13 protein-coding genes are annotated in these 20,560 nt (G+C 70.4%); 4 read left to right on the top strand and 9 right to left on the bottom strand.

The features are described from left to right. Positions 1 to 58 precede the first annotated feature (58 nt). The 9 genes from ADL03_RS21655 to ADL03_RS21615 all read right to left on the bottom strand — a co-directional run bounded on the left by ADL03_RS21655 (position 59) and on the right by ADL03_RS21615 (position 15,746). Entirely contained in the window at positions 59 to 1,153 is a 1,095-nt protein-coding gene (locus tag ADL03_RS21655; protein WP_053735334.1) for an aldose epimerase family protein, read from the bottom strand. A gap of 13 nt (positions 1,154 to 1,166) precedes the next feature. Continuing rightward, the gene (locus ADL03_RS21650) at positions 1,167 to 4,271 is read right to left on the bottom strand and encodes a family 43 glycosylhydrolase (protein ID WP_053735333.1); all 3,105 of its coding nucleotides are present in this window, start codon (positions 4,269 to 4,271) and stop codon (positions 1,167 to 1,169) included. A 39-nt stretch (positions 4,272 to 4,310) separates the two neighbouring features. Continuing rightward, on the bottom strand, positions 4,311 to 5,525 hold the full coding sequence (gene mmsB / locus ADL03_RS21645; RefSeq protein ID WP_053735332.1) for a multiple monosaccharide ABC transporter permease: 1,215 nt from the start codon (positions 5,523 to 5,525) through the stop codon (positions 4,311 to 4,313). Continuing rightward, the gene (mmsA, locus tag ADL03_RS21640; RefSeq protein ID WP_053735331.1) at positions 5,522 to 7,048 is read right to left on the bottom strand and encodes a multiple monosaccharide ABC transporter ATP-binding protein; all 1,527 of its coding nucleotides are present in this window, start codon (positions 7,046 to 7,048) and stop codon (positions 5,522 to 5,524) included. The genes mmsB and mmsA overlap by 4 nt, the downstream gene beginning before the upstream one ends. Before the next feature lie 3 nt (positions 7,049 to 7,051). Further along, on the bottom strand, positions 7,052 to 8,140 hold the full coding sequence (gene chvE / locus ADL03_RS21635) for a multiple monosaccharide ABC transporter substrate-binding protein (RefSeq protein WP_053735330.1): 1,089 nt from the start codon (positions 8,138 to 8,140) through the stop codon (positions 7,052 to 7,054). 368 nt (positions 8,141 to 8,508) lie between these two features. Beyond that, the gene (locus ADL03_RS21630) at positions 8,509 to 11,088 is read right to left on the bottom strand and encodes a glycoside hydrolase family 9 protein (protein WP_053735329.1); all 2,580 of its coding nucleotides are present in this window, start codon (positions 11,086 to 11,088) and stop codon (positions 8,509 to 8,511) included. Positions 11,089 to 11,244: 156 nt separating this feature from the next. Beyond that, entirely contained in the window at positions 11,245 to 12,672 is a 1,428-nt protein-coding gene (locus ADL03_RS21625; protein ID WP_197288533.1) for an arabinofuranosidase catalytic domain-containing protein, read from the bottom strand. A gap of 145 nt (positions 12,673 to 12,817) precedes the next feature. Beyond that, positions 12,818 to 14,572 carry an RICIN domain-containing protein gene (locus tag ADL03_RS21620; RefSeq protein WP_197288532.1) on the bottom strand — a complete coding sequence of 585 codons (1,755 nt, stop codon included), beginning with the start codon at positions 14,570 to 14,572 and terminating at the stop codon, positions 12,818 to 12,820. A 160-nt stretch (positions 14,573 to 14,732) separates the two neighbouring features. Next, positions 14,733 to 15,746: a LacI family DNA-binding transcriptional regulator gene (locus ADL03_RS21615; protein WP_053735327.1), complete on the bottom strand. Its 1,014-nt coding sequence runs from the start codon at positions 15,744 to 15,746 to the stop codon at positions 14,733 to 14,735. A 157-nt stretch (positions 15,747 to 15,903) separates the two neighbouring features. On the opposite strand from ADL03_RS21615, the gene ADL03_RS48560 reads away from it, so the two are divergent. The 4 genes from ADL03_RS48560 to ADL03_RS21595 are packed head-to-tail and all read left to right on the top strand — an operon-like array spanning position 15,904 to position 20,511. After that, the gene (locus ADL03_RS48560; protein WP_053735326.1) at positions 15,904 to 17,118 is read left to right on the top strand and encodes an ABC transporter substrate-binding protein; all 1,215 of its coding nucleotides are present in this window, start codon (positions 15,904 to 15,906) and stop codon (positions 17,116 to 17,118) included. A gap of 2 nt (positions 17,119 to 17,120) precedes the next feature. Further along, on the top strand, positions 17,121 to 17,990 hold the full coding sequence (locus tag ADL03_RS48555; protein ID WP_053735325.1) for a carbohydrate ABC transporter permease: 870 nt from the start codon (positions 17,121 to 17,123) through the stop codon (positions 17,988 to 17,990). Continuing rightward, complete coding sequence (locus ADL03_RS21600; RefSeq protein ID WP_053735324.1) at positions 17,987 to 18,799, top strand: carbohydrate ABC transporter permease; 813 nt, start codon at positions 17,987 to 17,989, stop codon at positions 18,797 to 18,799. Before ADL03_RS48555 ends, ADL03_RS21600 begins: the two co-directional genes overlap by 4 nt. A gap of 11 nt (positions 18,800 to 18,810) precedes the next feature. Further along, on the top strand, positions 18,811 to 20,511 hold the full coding sequence (locus ADL03_RS21595; RefSeq protein ID WP_053735323.1) for an amylo-alpha-1,6-glucosidase: 1,701 nt from the start codon (positions 18,811 to 18,813) through the stop codon (positions 20,509 to 20,511). Positions 20,512 to 20,560 lie beyond the last annotated feature (49 nt).

Raw genomic sequence — 20,560 nt, 5'->3', positions numbered from 1 at the left:
GCGACACCTGCCGGTCACAGCGGCGAGGACCACCGCCGTGACCGGCACGACACCCCGATCAGTCCGAGGTGGACAGACCGTAGACCGTCTCCTGGTGGTAGGCCTCGCCCGGCCGCAGCACGGTGCTGGGGAAGTCGGGGCGGTTCGGCGAGTCGGGGAAGTGCTGCGCCTCCAGCGCGAAACCGGCGCCCCGGCGGTACGGGCGGCCACCGGTGCCGACCAGGTCCTCGGTGAGGAAGTTGCCGGAGTAGAACTGCAGGCCCGGCTCGGTGGTCCACATGGTCAGGCGGCGCCCGGACACCGGGTCGTCGGCCTGTGCGGCGAACGCGGGCGTCGCCGGGTCGGCGTCGTCGAGCACCCAGTTGTGGTCGTAGCCGCCGGCCAGCAGCAGCTGGGGGTCGGGGCCGTCGATGCGGGCGCCGATCGGGGTCGGCTCGCGGAAGTCGAACGGCGTCGACTCGACCGGCACCGGGCTGCCCACCGGGATCAGCGTGTCGTCGACCGGGCAGAACCGGCTCGCGTCGATCCGCAGCGAGTGGCCGAAGACGTCGCCGTTGCCCTCCCCGGCCAGGTTCCAGTAGGTGTGGTTGGTCAGGTTGAGCACGGTCGGCGCGTCGGCGGTCGCGCTGTAGGTGATGCTCAGGCGGTTGTCGCGACTGAGGCGGTAGGTCACCTGGGTCGTGACGGTGGCGGGGAAGCCCTGGTCGCCGGCCGGGCTCACCAGCTCCAGCCGCACGCCCACGCTGTCGGGCTCGTGCAGCTCGGTCGCCGACCACACCTGCGCGTCGAAGCCGTCCGGGCCGCCGTGCAGGGTGTTCGGGCCGTTGTTGACGGGCAGCCGGTACGTCGTGCCGTCCAGGGTGAACGTGCCGCCCGCGATGCGGTTGGCGTACCGGCCGACCAGCGCGCCCAGGAACACCCTGGACGCACCGGGCTGGTTGTTCGCCACGTAGTCGTCCAGTGCCGGGAACCCGAGCACCACGTTGCCGGGGACGCCCCGGCGGTCCGGCGCCTCCAGTGACTGGATCACGCCACCGTAGTCGAGCACCCGCACGGTGAGACCGCCTGGCCAGGCCAGGACGTACCGGTGCACCTCGGCGTCACCGACCCGGCCGAACGGTTCACGGCCGAGCTCGGGTTCCCGCTGCGACATCGAACTCCTCTGATCAGTTGAACAGGGCCCGGCAGTGCTGAGGCCGGATCCGTTGTGGTGCGACGCTCTCCAGGGCCGGCACGACCGGCTTGATCGTGCCGTCCCCCGCGAAGGTCATCTTGTCGATGGTGGTCTCTCGGCGCACGCCGTCCCCGCCCGGGATGGCGAAGCGGTGGTAGGCGAGGTACCAGTCGTCGGTGCCCGGCACCCGCAGCATCGAGCTGTGCCCGGTGCCCTTGATCCCGAGCCGGGTGTCCTTGCTCAGGATGAGACCGCGAGCGGTGAACGGGCCGGTGGGGCCGGGTGCGGTCGCGTAGGCGACGCGGTAGTCCTCGCTGCGGGTGTCGTCGACCGACCAGCTGAGGTAGTAGGTGCCCTTGCGCTCCACCATGAACAGGCCCTCGCGGAAGTCCGGCAGGCCGTCGATGCGGGTGATCTCGGCGGGGTCGTAGGAGATCATGTCGTCGTTCAGCGGAACGACGTACGCCTCGCCGTTGCCCCAGTACAGGTAGGGCTGCCCGGAGCGGTCGAGGAACACCGCCGGGTCGATGGCCTGGCCGTTGCCGCTGGGGTTGCGCGCGATCAGCGGCTTGCCGGAGTCCACGAAGGGACCGGTGGGGGAGCCGCCGACCGCGACACCGATCTTGGCATCGGCGCAGAAGTAGAAGTAGTACTTCCCGCCGCGCTCGGCGATCGTCGGTGCCCAGGCGCGGCCGTCCGCCCAGCTCACGTCCGGTCCGAGGTCGAGGACGACGCCCTCGTCCTTCCAGTCGACGAGGTTCTTGGACGACCAGGCGGAGAACCTCGTGCCGCTCCAGCCGGGGAAGCCGTCCGCCGTCGGGTACAGGTAGTAGGTGTCGCCGAACGCCACGATGTTCGGGTCGGCGTTCAGGCCCGGCAGCACCGGGCTGCGCATCTCGCGGGCCTCGACCGTCCACACCCGGCGGTCGCCCTGCGCGCCGGTGACCGTGAACTTCCGCGGCTTGCGCAGGTCGACGGTGCCGGCCGGGGTGATCCGGGCGCCGGGGGCGAGACCGAACCGTGGCGCGAGCCTGCGCAGGTCGGTGCCGGGCTTGACCGGCAGCACGACGGAGCCCGCCGCGGAGTCGATGATCGCGGGCACCTTGAGCGACGCCAGCTCGACCGACCGGATGATGGTGCTGTTCGACGGCAGCGCGGCGATCTCGGCACCGGACAGCGCGCGGTTGTAGAGCCGGACGTCCTTCATCTTCCCGGTGAGGTTCCGGTCGGCCGCGTAGACCGACCGCCCGAGGTAGTTCGCCGCCGTCACGCCGCCACCGAGGTCCGACGGCTTGATGGTCGCACCGGTGTTGCGGCCGACCTCGACGCCGTCGAGGTAGAGCACAGCCACGCCGTCGCCGACGGTCAGCGCCACGTTCTTCCAGACACCGCGCGGCAACGCGCTGCCGGAGTCGACGCCCTGCTCGGTCGTCCAGTTCCCGGTCGCGATGGCGCCGCGGTAGGTGTCGCCGGTGCTGAACAGGTACCCGTCACCGGCGCCGGTGGTGCCGGTGTTGCCGAAGCCGTAGAGGAAGTAGGGAGTCCGCTGGGCCGGGTCGACCAGCACGTCGGCGGCCACCGTGACCGCGGTGGCACCGGTGAGCAGGTTGTTCGGCAGCTGGACGTGCCCGGTGCGGCCGCCGAACGACAACGCGCCGCCGGACCAGCTCACGTCACCCGCGAGCACGCCGTCGTGGCCGTGGCCGGTGGCGTCCTTCGCGACCAGACCGGAGGTGGCGTTGAGCGGCCAGTGCGCGACGAGACCCCTGCTGTCGGCCTTGACCGGGGGCGGGGGAGCGGTCAGCCGGTCCAGTTCGGCCTGGGTCACCGGCAGCACCGTGCCGTGCCGCGGTGAGGCGGGCAGCCGGGCGCCGGTGGACATGGTCCACCGGCCGGAGGCGAGGTCGGTGGTCTCGAACGGCACGTAGCCGCGGCCGCCGTACTCGTCGACGAACAGGTACCACCGGTCCTCGGTGTTGGACTTGAAGCCCGTGGGACCCTCACCCGCGCTCAGGCCGGGGCTGGTCGCCGTGCCCTTGCCGATGCACTCGGAGACGAAGTCGTACCTGAGGTCCAGCAGGTCGGTGGACTTCTCGGCGGTGATGTACTTGCTGCACGGCGAGGTCGAGGAGTTGTTGCGCTCGTCCTTGGTGTAGCGGTAGTAGGTGCCCCGGTGCTCGATGACGGTCGAGTCGATGACCGAGTAGCCGGGGTCGATCCACACCTCCGCCGGGCTGAACGTGACGAAGTCGCGCGTGGTCGCGTACATCATCCGGTTGTAGCTGTCGCCGGTGTGGCCGGGGTCGTTCTCCGCGTACAGCTTCGAGGCCCAGTAGACGACGTAGGTGCCGCGCTGCGCGTCCCAGTGCGCCTCCGGTGCCCACGTGTTGCCCGCGGTCGGCGGCGACACCTCGACGCTGCGCTGGCGCGACCAGTTCCGCAGGTCGGCCGACTCCCACACCATGATCGACCGGCTGCCGGTGCGCTGCGCCGCGTCCCAGCCGCGACCACCGTTGATCTTGAGGTCCGTCGCGAGCAGGAAGAACCGGTCGCCCTCGGGGGAGCGCAGGATGAACGGGTCGCGCACGCCGAGCTCGCCCAGGCTGGACCGGAGAACCGGCCGGCCGTTGTTGACCTCGGAGAAGTCCAGCGGGTTGTTGCCGTTGCTGGCGGCGGCGTAGATCTGCTCGCCGTCCGGGCTGCCCTCGCCGGTGAAGTAGAAGAAGCCGTAGCCCGCCAACGGTTCCTTGGCGGGCAACGGCGCGACGGTGGCGGTGATGGCACGGGTGGTGCTCTGCCGCCCGCGGCTCACCTTGGCCGTCAGCACGACCCTCACCGGCTTCGCGCCGGCCGGCGGTCTGCTGACCTCACCGGTCGGCGTGATCACCTTCTGGTTCGACGACGCCCACGTGATGGTGGTGCCGTCCGGACCGGTCACCGGCAGGGTGAGGTGACCGCGGACGTCATCGGCGTTCGGCACCTCCACCGCGTTCGCCGCCGCACGCAGCGGCGACTCGGCGGCGGAGGCAACCGGTGAGGGGAGCAGTGCGGCCGTGACGGCCACGACGACTCCGAAATGGCGCAGGGAGAACAACACCGTTGTTGTCCGCCTTTCCGGGTTTGTGTGGTCGGACGATCAGGCGCGGCGCTTGGTCCACACGTCGTAGGCGACCGCCGCGAGCAGGACGAGGCCCTTCACGAGCATCACGCGCTCACTCGGCGCGCCGATCAGCGACATGCCGTTGTTGATCACGCCCATGATCAGGCCGCCGGTGATCGCGCCGACCACCTTGCCGACGCCGCCCTGCACCGCCGCGCCGCCGATGAACGCCGCCGCGATGGCGTCGAGCTCGAACGCCGTGCCGGCGGTCGGACCCGCCTGGTTGAGCCGTCCGGCGAAGATGACGCCCGCGAGCGCGGCCAGCGCGCCCATGTTGACGAACACCCAGAACGTGACGGCCTTGACCTTCACACCCGACAGCGTGGCGGCCTGCAGGTTGCCGCCGATCGAGTAGATGTGCCGGCCGAACACCGAGTTGTTCGCCATCAGCGAGTAGCCGAGCGTCAGCACGACGAGCAGCACCAGCACCCATGGGAGGTTGCGGAAGCGCGCCAGCTGCACCACGACCGCCATGACGACCACGGCCACGCCGACGATCTTGAGCACGAACACCGGCATCGGCTCCACGGTCTGGCCGTAGCCCAGCCGGGCCGCGCGCTTGCGCCACTGCGACAGCGCGAACCCGGCGACGCACGCGATCCCGGCGAGCAGGCTCACCAGGTCGGCACCGCCCAGCGGGCCGAGGCCGACGTTGCCGAGGTAGCCGCCGGTGAAGCCGTTGGACAGCGACCGGATCTCGTCGGGGAACGGGCCGATGCCCTGGTTGCCGAGCGTGGTCAGCGTCAGCGCGCGGAACACGAGCATGCCGGCCAGCGTGACGATGAACGCCGGGATGCCGAAGTAGGCGATCCAGTAGCCCTGCGCCGCACCGATGAGCGCACCCGCCAGGAGCGTCAGCAGCACCGCCACCGGCCACGGCAGTCCCCATTGGACGGTCAGCACCGCGCAGACCGCGCCGGTCAGCGCGACCGTGGAGCCCACCGACAGGTCGATGTGCCCGCCGATGATCACCAGGATCATGCCGACCGCGAGGATCAGCACGTACGAGTTCTGCACGATGATGTTCGAGATGTTCTGCGGCTGCAGGAGGGCACCGTCGGTCAGCACCGCGAACAGCACGACGATCAACGCGAACGCGACGTAGATGCCGGACTGCCGGAGGTTGATCGAGAACCGGCGGGACGCCGCCGGCGGGGAGGCGACCGGGGAGGGCGCGGTCTTGGTGGTCATTGGTCCTGTCCTCGCGTCATCAACTGCATCAGGCGTTCCTGCGTGGCCTCGGCGCGGTCCACCTCACCGGTGATCCGGCCCTCCGACAGCGCGTACACGCGGTCGCAGAGGCCGAGCAGCTCCGGCAGCTCCGAGGAGATCACCAGCACCGCGCGGCCCTGCGCCGCGAGGTCGTTGATGATCGAGTAGATCTCGTACTTGGCGCCGACGTCGATGCCGCGCGTCGGTTCGTCCAGCACCAGCACGTCCGGGTCGGTGAACATCCACTTCGCCAGCACGACCTTCTGCTGGTTGCCGCCGGACAGCGTGCCCGTCGGCGTCGTCACGGTGGAGGTCCTGATGCCCATCGACCGCCGGAACCGCTCCGCGACGGTGTACTCCTCGTTCTCGTCGACCCAGCCGCGCGTCGAGAGCTTGCCCAGCGCGGCGGCGGAGACGTTGCGCTGCACGCCCTCGATCAGGTTGAGGCCGTAGCGCTTGCGGTCCTCGCTGACGTACGCGAGACCGTTGCGGATCGCGGCGCGCACGGTGCGGGTGTCGATCTCCCGGCCGTCCTTCAGGACCCGGCCGGAGATGCCCACGCCGTAGGAGCGGCCGAACACGCTCATCGCGAGCTCGGTGCGGCCGGCGCCCATCAGCCCGGCGAGACCGACGATCTCCCCGCGCCGCAGCGACAGCGTGGCGCGGTCGACGACCACCCGGTCCGGCTGGGCCGGGCTGTGCACGGTCCAGTCCTCGATGCGCAGCACCTCGTCACCGATGTCGGGCGTGCGTGGCGGGAACCGGTGTTCGAGGTCGCGGCCGACCATGCCGGAGATGATGCGGTCCTCGCTGAGGCCCTTGGCCGGCAGCGTCTCGATCGTCTTGCCGTCACGCAGCACGGTGACCGTGTCGGCGACCCTGGTGACCTCGCCCAGCTTGTGCGAGATGATCACCGAGGTGATGCCCTGGTCCCGCAGGCCTTCGAGCAGGTCGAGCAGGTGCTGCGAGTCGTCGTCGTTCAGCGCGGCGGTCGGCTCGTCCAGGATCAGCAGGCTGACCTCTTTGGACAGTGCCTTGGCGATCTCGACCAGCTGCTGCTTGCCGACACCGAGGTCGTTCACCGGCGTCGTCGGGTTCTCCCGCAGTCCCACCCGGTCGAGCAGGGCCTGCGCCTCGTGGTTGGTGCGGTTCCAGTCGATGAACCCGCGCCGCGCCCTTTCGTTGCCCAGGAACAGGTTCTCCGCGATGGAGAGCTGCCCGCACAGCGCGAGCTCCTGGTGGATGATCACAATGCCGCGGCGTTCGCTGTCGCGGACGCCGTGGAACGCGCACGGTTCGCCCTCGAAGAGGATGTCACCGTCGTACGTGCCGTGCGGGTGCACACCGGACAGCACCTTCATCAGCGTGGACTTGCCAGCGCCGTTCTCTCCGCAGATCGCGTGGATCTCACCGCGCCGCACCGTCAGCGTGACGTCGTGCAGCGCGGTGACCCCCGCGAACCTCTTGGTGATGCCGCGCATCACCAGGATGTCGTCGGACATGACCTACCTGAGCTGATCGGCGGTGTAGTAGCCGGAGTCGACGAGTTCCTTCTGGTAGTTGGCCTTGTCGATGGTGACCGGCTGCAGGAGGTACGACGGGACGACCTTGACACCGTTGTCGTAGTCCTTGGTGTTGTTCACCTCGGGCTTGCCACCCTTGAGGACCGCGTCGGCCATCTTCACCGTGATGTCGGCGAGCTGACGGGTGTCCTTGTGGATGGTGGAGTACTGCTCACCGGCGATGATCGACTTGACCGAGGCCACCTCGGCGTCCTGACCGGTCACGATCGGGTACGCCTGGCCGGCCGTGCCGTAGCCGCTGCTCTTGAGCGCGGACAGGATGCCGATCGACAGGCCGTCGTAGGGGGAGAGCACGCCGTCGACCTTGGCGCCGCCGTAGGTCGAGGTGAGGATGTCCTCCATGCGCTTCTGCGCGGTGGCCGGGTCCCAGCGCAGGATCGCGACCGTCTTGAAGTCCTTCTGGCCGGACTTGACGTTCAGCTTGCCCTGGTCGATCAGCGGCTGGAGCACCGACATGGCGCCGTTGAAGAAGAACGTCGCGTTGTTGTCGTCGGGCGAACCGGCGAACAGCTCGACGTTGAACGGGCCCTCGCCGCGCGTCTTCAGGCCGGCCAGCAGCGAGTTCGCCTGCTCGACGCCGACCTTGAAGTTGTCGAACGTCGCGTAGTAGTCGACGTTCGGGCTCTTGCGGATCAACCGGTCGTAGGCGATCACCGGGATCTTCGCGTCCGCCGCCTGCTGCAGCTGCGACGTGATCGCGGTGCCGTCGATCGAGGCCACGATCAGGAGCTTGGCGCCCTTGGTGATCTGGTTCTCGATCTGGTTGGCCTGGGTGGGGATGTCGTTCTCCGCGTACTGGAGGTCGACCTTGTACCCCTTGGCCTCCAGGGCCTTCTTGATGTTGTCGCCGTCGTGGATCCAGCGTTCCGACGAACGGGTCGGCATGGTGACGCCGACCGTCGCACCCTCGCTCGACCCGCTCTTCTGGTCGACCGTCTTCTCCGCCGAACCGCAGGCGGAGAGGGTGACGGCGAGCGCGGCGGTGGCGGCCGCGATCCGGACAAGCCTCATTGGTTCTCCTTGATGTCACCGACAGGCAACAGTGCTGTAGGCGGCGAGTGTTATCGCTAACAATGGACCAGTCAAGTGACAGTCTGATAACCCCTGGTCATTCCTGTTAGCGCTCACAGGACGCTTGTCCGGCTTGGGTGGCGGCGGGTTCGCGCAGGTGGCGGGCGGGGGAGGGGTGGTCCGTTCCCGAGGGTGAAAAGGCGGTCACGCGGAGCGGGTGGCGGACGCGTTCAGACAGGGGTCCACGGCCGGTTGGCCAGGTCGCACATCAGGCGCCAACCGCCCACATCGGCCGATCACCACCGGCGTGAACGCGAAACGCGCCCGCCACCGCGGATGCGGTGACGGGCGCGTTCGGTGGTGCGGGATCAGCCGGTCTTGCAGCTCTTGCCGTTGATCGTGAAGGCGGTCGGGTCGCCCCCGGCTCCGGAGGCGTTGAACCCGATGTAGACGGACTTGCCGGCCTCCACCTTGCCGTTCCACGACATGTTCGTCGCGGTCACGTCACGGCCGGTCTGGCTCCAGTTCGCCGACCACCCGGCGGTGACCTGCTGGGTGCCGGGCAGCGCGAAGCCGAGCTTCCACGACGTCCACGCGGTGGTGCCGGTGTTCTTCACCGCCACGTTCGCCGACAGGCCGCTCGACCACCGGTTCGCCGTGAAGGTGACCTCGCAGTCCGCCACGGGCACCGGCGGCTTGCCGGACTTCTCGGCCGCCCAGCCGCTGACCCACGCGAGGGCGGAGTTCCAGTTCACCGCCACCTCGTTGACCGAGTAGGCGCCGATGTCGTCCACCCAGCACTTCTGCTGCGGGCACCCCGGCAGCAGCCGCTGCACGATCGGGTCCTGCAGGCCGCTGTTCGGGCCGCCGGAGAGCGATCCGGGCGGCGCGATCGGCAGCGTCGGGTCGTTCTGCTTCGCCCAGAACCGGTGGTGCACGTTCTGCACGGCCTGCTCGCCGTAGCCCGCCACGTACGAGGTGCTCAGCGGGTTGCGGCCGAGGAGGTAGTGCAGCGCCTCGAACACGCCGTCGCGGTACTTGTCGGCACCGGTGAAGTCGTGTGCCAGCGCGAGCACCTGGGCGTTGTTCAGCACCGCCGAGTTCGAGCCCCAGACGTAGCCGTCGACGCTGTTGTCGTACGGCGTCGCGTAGCCCATCTGGGCCATGGCGGCCAGGTGCTGGTCGGCGACGGTGGCGAACGCCGTCTTGATCGCCGTGACGTCCGCCGCCGGAAGGCCGGTGGGGACCAGTGCGAGCGTGATGTCACCCAGGGGCGCCGTTCCGCCCCAGTAGAAGCCGGCCCTGGTCAGGCTGGCCGCCTTGTAGTGCGGTGACGAGGTCACGTCGGTGCCGTAGGCGCTCTCGCCGGTGGTGGCGTACAGCTCCGCGGCGGCCCAGTAGAACTCGTCGCTCACGGTGTTGTCGCTGTAGGCGCCGCCGCCGGTGCCGTCGTTCGGGTCGGCGATCTTGTTCGGGTTCGCCTTGGCCGCCGCGTAGGCCTTGCGCGCCGCGGTGAGCAGCTTCGCGGAGTACGTCGCGTCGACGCTCTTCCACAGCCGGGACGCCTGCGCCGCCACGGCCGCCAGGTTCAGCGTCGCCGCGGTGCTGGTCGCGGACAGCCTGCGCGGCTGGTCGTCCAGCTCCGGCCTGGTCGGCAGCGCCGTCCAGTTGGCGTCGTGGACCTTGTGGTGCGCCATGCCGTCCGGTGCCTGCATCTTGAGCAGGAAGTCGACCTCCCAGCGCGCCTCGTCGAGCAGGTCGGGCACGCCGTTGGCCTTCTCCGGGATGGCCAGCGTGCCGTCGCGGAACGCCGAGGCGTCACCGATGCGGGCCGCCCGCTCGTAGGAGTTGAGCAGCTGCCAGGCCGAGATGCCGCCGTTGACCACGTACTTGCCGTGGTCGCCCGCGTCGTACCAGCCGCCGCGCACGTCGAGGGTGTAGCCGCACGCGAGGTCCGCGCGGCACGGCACGTTGTTGTCACCCTGGTTGGGGGCGACGTTGATGTGACCGGCCGGGCGCGCGTACTGGTCGCCGACGTACTGCGCCTCGATCGGGGTGCCGCTGCGCTGGTGGTAGAAGAACGCGAGCGCGTCGTAGCGCAGCTTCTTCACCACGTCGGCCGAGATGTCGAACGGGAAGCTGCTGTCCGTGCCGACCACCAGCGTGTAGCCGGTGCCCGGCGTGTCGAACGACGAGAAGTCGATCGAGTGCACCGAGTCGCCGGACGTGGCGTCCGCGCCCTTGGGCGTGCTCTGCCCGCTGGCGACCGTCGCGCCCGCGGAGTTCTTGAGCGTCCACGTCTGGGGCGTGGTGGCGGTGGACACGAGCGTGGCGCGCTTGGGCAGGCCCGGCACGTACCCGACCTGGTCGACCTGGACCTTCCTGGTCGGGTTGGGGACGACGCCGCCGGGCGGCTTCACCCCGCCGACCAGCGACACGTTGTCGACGCAGATCGTGTTGTCCGCGGTCTGGCCGCCCAGCTGGAAGGCGACCTGGCCGTTGCCCGCGTCCGGGAAGTCCAGCGTGGACGTGAAGCTGAAGGTGAAGTGCTGCTTGGTCGGCGTGACCGCGAACTCCTGCCGGGCAATGCCCCGGTACGGGCTCACGCTCTCGCCGGCCGCCGCCGCGACCGGTTGCGCGGTCGTGGCGTGCGCGTCGAAGGACAGGGTGTAGGACTGGCCGCTCTCGAACGGAACGCCGTTCTGACCGACCAGCGCGTCCCAGGGGTTCGTCGTGCCGCCGGTGACCGACGCGCAGAGCTCGCCGCCGGTGATCCGGTTGGTCACGCCGGCGCTGCTCCACCAGGGGTCGGCGGAGCCGCTGTCGAACTTTCCGTTGAGCACGCGCTCGTACTCCGCAGCCTCGGCTGTGCCCGCCGCCGGTATCGCGGTCGCCGCGAGCGCCGTGAGCAGGGCGGCAGCGAGCAGGCGTGGGGGTTGCGATCTCATGTGGTGAGGTTCTCCGTCCTCGTCGACGGGATTTCTGGGAGCGCTCCCAGGAGACCGTAGGTCGGCCTCCGCGTTGCCTGCAAGCGCCGTTCAGCCCCTACCGCACGGCGTCACTCGGGCTGACGTGCCTGGTCCATGTGCCGCAGCCGCGACACCTCAGCCGAACGTCCACTGCTGGTTGGCGCCACCGTGGCAGGTCCACAGGATGACCTTGCTGCCGTTGGCGGTGGCCGCGCCGTTGACGTCCAGGCACAGGCCGGACTGCCCGCCGGTGACCGTGCCGTTGGCGTTGAGCTGCCAGCGCTGGCCCGCTCCGCCGTCGCACGCGGCGATCACCACCGCCGTGCCCGGCGCGGTCTGGTTGTTCTGCGCCGCCGCACACCGGGTCGTGTCTCCACTGTAGACGGTCAGCTGGCCGGACGCGGTGCGGGTCCACGTCTGGTTGGCGCCCGCGTGGCAGTCCCAGATCTGCACGGCGGTGCCCGGCGTGGTGCTGCCCGCGTTGACGTCCAGGCACCGGCCGGACGCCAGCCCGCGCACCGCCCCGGTCGAGCCGCTGCCGCCGCCGGTGCTGTAGCCGGCCGCGATGATGTTGGCCTGCACGGCGTTCTCGGTCGCGTCGGACGGGTAGCCCGACACCATGGCGCCCTCGTAGAACGTGCCCGCGCTGAGGTTCGCGCCGCCGTCGGGCTTGCAGCAGTCACCGCCGCTGCCGAGGATGATCGCGCCCTGCTTCTTCATGGGGCTGTAGCCCGGTGGCAGGGAGCCGTCCCACAACGTCGTCATGGTCCCGTTCTGCGCGTTGCCGCCCTTGAGCGCGAACCGCGTGGTGCCGTTGTTCTTCAGCATCGCGGTCACGAACTTGTTCGGGAACGCCCGCTGGTTGGGGTTCCACGACTGGCTGCCGCCGGGGAACAGGCCCCATTCGAGGTCGGCCTGCACCCACGGACCGGTTCCCTGGCAGCCGCCGAACCAGCACTGCGTGCTGAAGTTGATGGCGTCCATTGCACCGGCCGCGTCCGCCTTGCGGGTCGTCTCGCTGTTGCCGTAGTCGAAGCAGCAGCCGCCGTTGACGTGCGTGCCGCTGGTGACCATGTACATGCCCTCCGGCGCGCTGCCGGTGGGAACGCCGGTCAGGTGGCCGTCGCGCCAGTAGCTGTTGCCGGGGTTGATGTAGAGCGAGTAGGCCTTGTCGCCGCCGACGGCGAGCGACTCGGAGGTCGCGACCGCCGGCCTGCTCTGCGGCGAGCCGGGCACGACGCTCGACCCCTGGTACCACAGGTCGTTGCCGCGGCCGGACTGGTCGTAGACCACCGTGACCACGCAGGAGGTGCCCGCGCAGAACGTGTCCTGAGTGGACGCGTTGGCGTTGCCGCCCGCGGTCAGCACCGGGATGTTCCTGGTCGTGTTGTCCGACGAACGCCGGACCTGGTAGAGGTTGCCGGCGTACGAGCCGAATAGCGCTCGCACGGTGCTGTGCGCGGCGACGCAGGGTGTGCCGCCGGACGCGTAGATGTCGCACGGTCCGGTCGTGGCCGCTGCCGCCGGTGTCGAGGTCGCCGCGCTGACCGGCACAATGGTCATCGCAACGGCCGTGCAGATGCCTGATACCGCGTGCAGAAGGCGCCGCGGCCTGGTCCGGGTGGTTGTCATGATCCGCTCCACTGCGTTGTGGGGGTTCGGAGAACGTGGGGAGGTCCGGACCGCGTGCGCGATCCGGACCCGGTCGCTACCGGCCCCAGAGCCGCCAGGTCTGGTTCAGCTGGCTGCCCTGGTTCGCGGCCTTGCACGTCCACTGGATGATCCGGGCACCGGCGGCGGTGGAGACGCCGTTGACGTCGACGCACTTGCCGCTGCTGCGGGCCACGAGCTGGAAGTCGTGCGGGTCGTTGCCGCTGTAGGTGACCTTGCGCAGCGCGTACTGCTGGCTCGTCGAACCGGGCGAGCAGGTCTGCTGCACGACGGCGGCACCGTCGGCGGTCGAGGACACGTCGAGGCACTTGCCCGACTGCCGGTTGGTCACGGTGTAGGTGTCGGCGACACCCGTGACCGGCGTGAAGTTCCACAGCTGCTGGTCGCCGCCCTCGCAGGGGAACTGCTGCTGCTGGTTGCCGTCCGCCGGGCTCAGGTTCGTGTTGTCCAGGCACTGCTGGGAGTGCTGGGCGGCGGCGACGGACTGGAAGCCGGCGTCACCGGGCGGGAGCAACGTGATCGTGGACGTCTCGTTGACGTCGTTGTGCGGCACGGTGACCGTGACGGCGTTGCCGGACACCGGCACCACCGAGTTCTGCACCGTGACCGGTCCCTGCACCGCACCGCCGTTGTTGTGCGGGATGCGTTGCACGAGCACGCGGACCTGGCCGTTCTGCACCAGACCGGTCGTGGTGTCCAGGCGCTGCAACGAGACCGCGACGTTGCCGGTCGTGCTGCCGCCGCCGATCAGCACCTTCGCCACGCCGCCGGCCTTGGTGGCGAACGAGTCGTAGGACTGGCTCGGCGTCGAGGCCACGATCTCGCCGGTCTGCCCGGCGTAGAAGCGGTAGACCCACCACTCACCCTTGGGCTGGTGCTGTCCCGCGGAGTTGCGGACCAGCAGGTTGCCGAGGTCGTTGTGCAGGTTGCCGCTGCTGGCCCAGTTGGCGCGCAACCCGTCGGCACCGGCGCGTTCCAGCCGCGAGATGTACCACGCGCCGTCGCCGGGGTTCTGCTCGTTCGACGCGCCGTACTCGTTGATCTGGTACGGCCGCGGGTGAGGGATGCCGCGCGCGTCGAGCGTCTGGTTCGCCGTCGCGACGTTGACCACCGGGTCGCTGGGCAGCGCGTGCCAGCTGAAGATGTCGGGGACGACGTTGTTGGCGCGCACGAAGTCCAGGTACTGGGTCCACCAGCCCCCGGTCGACGGCACGCCCGCGTGGCTCGGCCCGACGATCAGGTGCGACGGGAACGCCGCACGGACGCGCTGGTAGGTGCGCCGCCACAGCTCGAAGTACTGCGCCTGCGGGCGGTTCCAGAACGTCGTGATGTTCGGTTCGTTCCACAGGTCCCACTGCACCGGCGCGCCGGTGGCCCGCACGTCGTCGATCAGGCGGGTGAGGAAGTTGTCGTAGTCGGTCCAGCTGCCGTTGTCGCCGGGGAAGCGGGAGATCGGGTAGCCGTCCGCGCCCCACAGGTCGTGGGGGAGCAGCACGAACTCGCCGCCCAGCGACCGGGTGCGCAGCAGTTGCGCACGGGTGGAGTTCCAGCGGCGGTCGTACTTCCCGGAGACCCAGCCGCCGGGGCTGTCGAGCTGGGCGCCGCCCGCGCGCATGGCGCGGAACTCGACGTCGCGGTAGAAGTGGTCGGCGGGCCCGGACGCGTTCTCCGTCATGCCGTAGATCCAGCCGGAGGCGCGGTGGGTCGGGGTGCCGGTGGTGGCCGAGAAGTTGACGCTGATGGACTCGTTCGCGGCCTGGGCGGGTGCGGGGAATGCCAGTGCGGATGCCATGACTGCCAACAGGACTGTGGTGGTTCGTCGCTGAACCATGAGGGGCTCCGTAACGGGTCAGGGGCGACGGAGACTCGAACCGGTTCGATCGATGAGTGAAAGTACGCGCACAGCAGAGTTCACGGCAAGGGGCTGGTAAGTCGAACCGGTTCGGCCGGTGTCAGGCACCCCGGCGCGCGCCGGTGCTGGAGCGCAATGTGATGGGCGGCGCGAGCAGCGCGTGCCGCGGCGTGGCCGACCGGTCGCCGATCTGCTCCAGCAGCAGGTCGACCGCCAGCTGCGCCATCTGCCCGGCCGGCACGTCGGCGGCGGTCAGCGGCGGGTGGAAGTCCTCGGCCAGCCGGTCGGCGATCACGCCGGTGAGCGAGAAGTCGCGCGGCACGTCGAGCCGGGCCTGGTGCAACGCGCGCTGCACGCCGGGCAGCGCGGCCTCGTTGATCGTCACCGCCGCCGTCACCTCCGGCCAATGCGACCGGATGTGCTCGAAGCAGGCGAGGCCGGCGGCGGGGTCATCGGCGCAGCACACGTCGTGCGCGGTCAGCCCGCACTCCCGCGCGGTCCGCAGGAACGCCGCCGTGGCGCGCACCGCGGGGCCGTAGCCGGAGGCGACCAGCTCGTCGGACCGGTTGACCAGCACGACGTCGCGGTGGCCGAGGTCGGCCAGGTGCCGCACGCACCGGCTGATCAGGCCGCCGTAGTCGACGTCGACCCACCACGACGCGGCCGGGTCCTCGACGTGGCCGATCGTGACGAACGGCAGGCCGAGGCTGGTGAGCCGCTCGACCCGCGGGTCGTGCAGCAGGATCTCCATCAGGATCACGCCGTCGACCCTGCGGCCGGTCACGACGCGGTCGAACGACCGGTGGTGGTCGCCCCCGCTCGGCGACAGCAGCACGTCGTGGTCGTGCGCGGCGGCGGCCTCGACGACGCTCGCCACGAAGCTCAGCTGCACGTCGGTCAGCCGGGTGCTCGCGGGCGGGATCACGAGCCCCAGCGTCCTGGTCTTGCCCTCGGCGAGTGCGCGGGCGCTGGCGTTGGGCCGGTACCCGAGCTCGGCGATGACGTCGTTGATCCGCCGCACCGTCGCGGCCGAGACCGGCCGCTTTCCGCTCAGCGCGTACGACACGGTGCTGCGGGAGACCCCGGCCCGCCTGGCGATCTCACCGATGTTCATGCCGCTTCTCCTCGTCGAAGGAACCGATTCGACAGGTCGACATCGTAGGCCAGAGGTCTTGCACCCGGTCACTTGACTTGGCTAGGTTGACCCGGCTGCTCGAAAATCGAACCGGTTCGATGATTGTCGGCGATGACGCCGACAGGGAGGACCACCCATGCGGCGCGCAGCCCTCACCCTCCTCGCGGCCGGCCTCGCCGTGACCGCGTGCACCTCGGCGCCCGGCACCGGTGCGCCGGACACGTTCTCCGTCTGGGACCCCTACCCGCAGTTCACCGCCGACTCCGAGTGGGCGAAGACCATCGACCGGTGCGGGAGCGAGGCCGGGGTCAAGGTCGCGCGGCAGGCGTTCGACACCACCGACCTGACGAGCAAGGTGCTGCTCGCCGCACAGCAGCGCACCGCGCCGCAGGTCCTGGTCGTCGACAACCCCGTGGTGTCGACGCTCGCCGAGGGCGGTGTGCTGCGGCCGAACTCCGAGGTCGGTCTCGACGCGTCCGCCGCGGCACCCAACCTCGTGTCGGCCGGGACGCTCGACGGGCAGACCTACGGCGTTCCCGTCGGGGCCAACACCCTGGCCCTCTACTACAACAGGGCGGTGCTGACCGCCGCCGGTGTCGACCCGGCCGCGATCACGGACTGGGCGGCGCTGACAGCGGCGCTCGCCAAGGTGAAGTCGGCGGGCAAGAAGGGCATCACGTTCTCCGCGATCGGCACCGAGGAGGGCACCTTCCAGTTCCTGCCGTGGTTCTGGGGCTCCGGCGCGGCGCTCACCGACCTGGGCTCCGGCCAGGCCGCGAGCGCGCTGGCGCTGTGGAAGTCGTGGCTGGACCAGGGTTTCGCGCCCAACTCGGTGATCGGCAACACGCAGACCACCAGCTGGCAGGAGTTCGCCACCGGCGAGTACGCGTTCGCCGAGAACGGCACCTGGCAGCTGCAGAACGCGAAGAAGACCGGCTTCGAGTACGGCGTGATCGCGATCCCCGGCCGCACCGGTGGCACCGCGCCCGCGCCGACGGGAGGCGAGTTCGTGACCGTGCCCGTGCAGGCCGACAAGGCCACCGAGACCAAGGCCGGTCAGATCGCCGCCTGTCTCACCAGCCCCGAGCGGGTGCTCGCGGCCGACACCGCGCTGACCTACGTCTCCGCCGTGCAGTCGGTGCAGCAACAGCAGGTGGCGGCGTTGCCCGAGCTGCGGGTCTGGGTGGAGGCGGTGAACAAGGCCAAGGGCCGCACCGGCGACAACCTCGGCACCCGCTACCCGCGGATCTCGCAGCCGCTGTGGGGTGCCGTGCAGGCCGCGCTCACCGGTGCGAAGACACCGGAGGCCGCGCTGAAGGACGCCCAGGCCGCCGCGGCCGCCGCGAAGTAGCCGTGCGCGCACGGCTCGCCGCCTGGGCGTTCGCGGCCCCGCTCGTGGCCTACCTGCTGGTCTGCTACGCGTATCCCCTGTACACCAACGTGGAGCTGAGCGTGCGCGGCACCACCGTGCGCACGTTCGTCCAGGGCGGTGCGCCGTTCGTCGGCTTCGCGAACTACGCCGCGGTGTTCGCCGATCCGACGTTCCGCACGGCGGTGCTGAACACGGTCGCCTTCACGGTCGTGTCGCTGGTGTTCCAGTACACGATCGGGCTGGCGCTGGCGGTGTTCTTCGCCCGCGACTTCCCGCTGTCGGCGACGTTGCGCGCGTTGTTCCTGGTGCCCTGGCTGCTGCCGCTGATCGTGTCGGCCTCGACGTGGGCGTGGCTGCTCAACAGCGAGTCCGGCCTGGTCAACGCGGTGCTGGCGGCGTTCGGCGCCGACCGGGTCAACTGGCTGACCTCGCCGTCGTGGTCGCTGGTGTCGGTCACCGCCGCCAACATCTGGATCGGCGTGCCGTTCAACCTCGTGGTCCTCTACAGCGGCCTGCGCACCATCCCGCCCGAGGTGTACGAGGCGTCCTCACTGGACGGTGCGAGCGGCTGGCAGACGTTCCGGCACGTCACGTTCCCCATGCTGCGCCCGGTCTCGGCGATCACGCTGCTGCTCGGGCTGGTCTACACGCTCAAGGTGTTCGACCTCATCTGGATCATGACCAGGGGCGGGCCGAGCGGGACGTCCACGACGCTCGCCACCTGGTCCTACGAGCTCGGCTTCGGCAACGCGCTGCCCCGGTTCGGGCCGAGCGCCGCGGTCGGCAACGTCCTGATCCTGTTCGCGCTGGTCGCCGGGCTGCTCTACGCCCGCGTGCAGGAACGCCGATGAGGGCCCGGTCCTGGCGCACGGCCGTCGGCGTCGTGCTGACCGCGGTGATGCTGTTCCCGGTCTACTGGATGGTCACCGTGTCGCTCACGCCCGCGGTCGACATGCGCAGGTCGCCACCGAGCCTGTTCCCGTCCTCGCCCACGCTGGAGGGCTACGAACGGGTGCTGGGCGAGCAGCTGCCGTACTTCGGCACGAGCCTGCTGGTCGCGGTCGGCACCGTCGGGCTCACGCTGCTGCTGGCCGCGCCCGCCGCGTACGCGCTGGCGAAGCTGTGGCCGGCCGGACGGCGCGTGCTCGGGTTCGTGCTGCTGGTCGCGCAGATGATCCCCGGCATCATCATGGCGCTCGGCTTCTACGGCGTCTACGTGCGCCTGGGCATCACGAACACGGTGTGGGGCCTCGTCTTCGCCGACTCGACCGTGGCCGTGCCGTTCGCCGTGCTGATCCTCACCTCGTTCATCGCCGCGGTGCCGGACGAGCTGCTGCAGGCCGCCCGCATCGACGGCGCGGGAGCGTGGCGCACGTTCGTCTCGATCGTGCTGCCCGCGAGCCGCAACGGCGTGGTGACCGCGGCGCTGTTCTCGTTCCTGTGGGCGTGGTCGGACTTCCTGTTCGCGGCCACGCTCGACTCCGGTGGCGCGCTGCAACCGCTGACGCTCGGCATCTACCGCTACATCGGCAACAACAACCAGGAGTGGAACTCGATCATGGCCACCGCCGTGGTCGCGTCGGTGCCGGCCGCCGTGCTGCTCGTGGTGGCCCAGCGCTACGTCGCCGCCGGGGTGACCTCCGGCGCCGTGAAGGACTGAGAGGAACCCCCGTGGCAACCGAGTTCTCCGTGCGCGAGATCCCGTTCAGCCGCTCCGGCGCCTGGTTCGGCCTCTCGCCCGTGATCGGGCTGGCCTCCTACGCCGAGGAGGTGCACCTCGTCTCGCACCGCAACGGCATGCACCCGTTGCTGTCGCTCGTGCCGGTGTTGAACGGCAAGCCGGTGGCGGCCGAGGTGACCGCGGACCCGGCGACGTTGACGTGGCGCACCGAGCAGGGGCTCGTCACCGCGGTGTACTCGGCGCCGGACGTGCTGCGGATCTCCGGCACCGGCGCCGGCCTGCTGCTCAGCGCCACGCAGCGGACGCTGACCCCGTTCACCGGCACGTACTTCTTCGCCGACCCGGCCGGCGGGCTCGTCTTCACCTCCTACGAGACCGGGCACCGGCTGCGCCTGACCGTCCTGTCCGGACAGTGGAGCCAGATCGGCGACCAAGAGCTCGGCACGGCCCGGCGCGCGGTCGTGCTGGGCGCGGGCGAGCCGTGGGAGCTGGTGGTCGAGGAGCTGGGCACGGCCCGCGCGGTGTCGCGGCCCACCACCGCGTTCGCCGACGACGTGACGGCCGTGCGCGCGGAGTTCACCCGGTTCGCCGACGCCGTGGCACCGTGGCGCGACGACCGCACGCCGGCCGCCGAGCTCGCCTGTTACGTGCTCTGGTCGGCGACCGTGCGCCCGGCGGGGTTCGTGCGCCGGCCCGCGGTGCTGATGTCCAAGCACTGGATGGACAAGGTGTGGAGCTGGGACCACTGCTTCACCGCGCTGGCACTGGCCTGCGGCGCGCCGGACCTGGCCTGGGAGCAGTTCCAGGTGGTGTTCGACCACCAGGACGCCGAGGGCGCGCTGCCGGACTCGGTCACGCACTCCGAGGTGCTGCGCAACTTCGTGAAACCTCCCGTGCACGGCTGGGCGCTGTCGTTGCTGCGCCGCCGGCTCCCCGGTGGGCTGCCGGACGTGGCCACCGCGTACCGGCAGCTGTCGGCGTGGACGTCGTTCTGGCTGGACCACCGCCGCGCGCCGGGCAGCCGCCTGCCGCACTACGAGCACGGCAACGACAGCGGCTGGGACAACTCGACGGTGTTCCTGGAGGAACGCCTCGTCCGCTCACCCGACCTGGCCGCTTTCCTGGTGCTGCAGTGCAAGGAGCTCGCCGTGCTCGCCGCCGAGGTGGGCGAGTCGCCGGTCCGCTGGGCCGCGCTGGCGGACGAGCTGCTGGCCGTGCTGCTCGACGAGCTCTGGCAGGGCAACGGCTTCGTCAGCCAGGGCGTGACGAGCGGGACGAAGCGGCGCAGCGCGAGCCTGCTCGACCTGATGCCCGTCGTGCTGGGTGAGCACCTGCCGCCCGAGGTCTTCGCCGGCCTCTGCGACGGTGTCGCCAAACACCTCACGTCCGTCGGGCTCGCCACCGAGCTGCCGGGCTCGCGGTGGTACGACCCGGACGGCTACTGGCGCGGACCGGTGTGGGCACCGGCCACCGTGCTGGTCGAGGACGGCCTGCGCCGCGGCGGCGCGGTGGAGCTGGCCGACCAGGTGCGCGCCCGGTTCCTGGCCACGTGCGAGAAGTCCGGGTTCGCCGAGAACTTCGACGCGCTGACGGGGGAGGGGCTGCGCGACCGCGCCTACACGTGGACGGCGGCGGCGTACCTGCTGCTCGGCGAGAACGGCGGTGTCGGCCAGAACCGGGCCCGTGCCTGAACCGGGGCACCGCTTGCCGGGGGACGGGCCGGCGTGGGCAGGCCACGGC

This window comes from Nocardia sp. NRRL S-836, assembly GCF_001279525.1.
GTDB lineage: Bacteria > Actinomycetota > Actinomycetes > Mycobacteriales > Pseudonocardiaceae > Lentzea.
The sequence above is the reverse complement of the archived record's forward strand: the minus strand, read 5'-3'. Positions and strand labels throughout refer to the sequence as shown.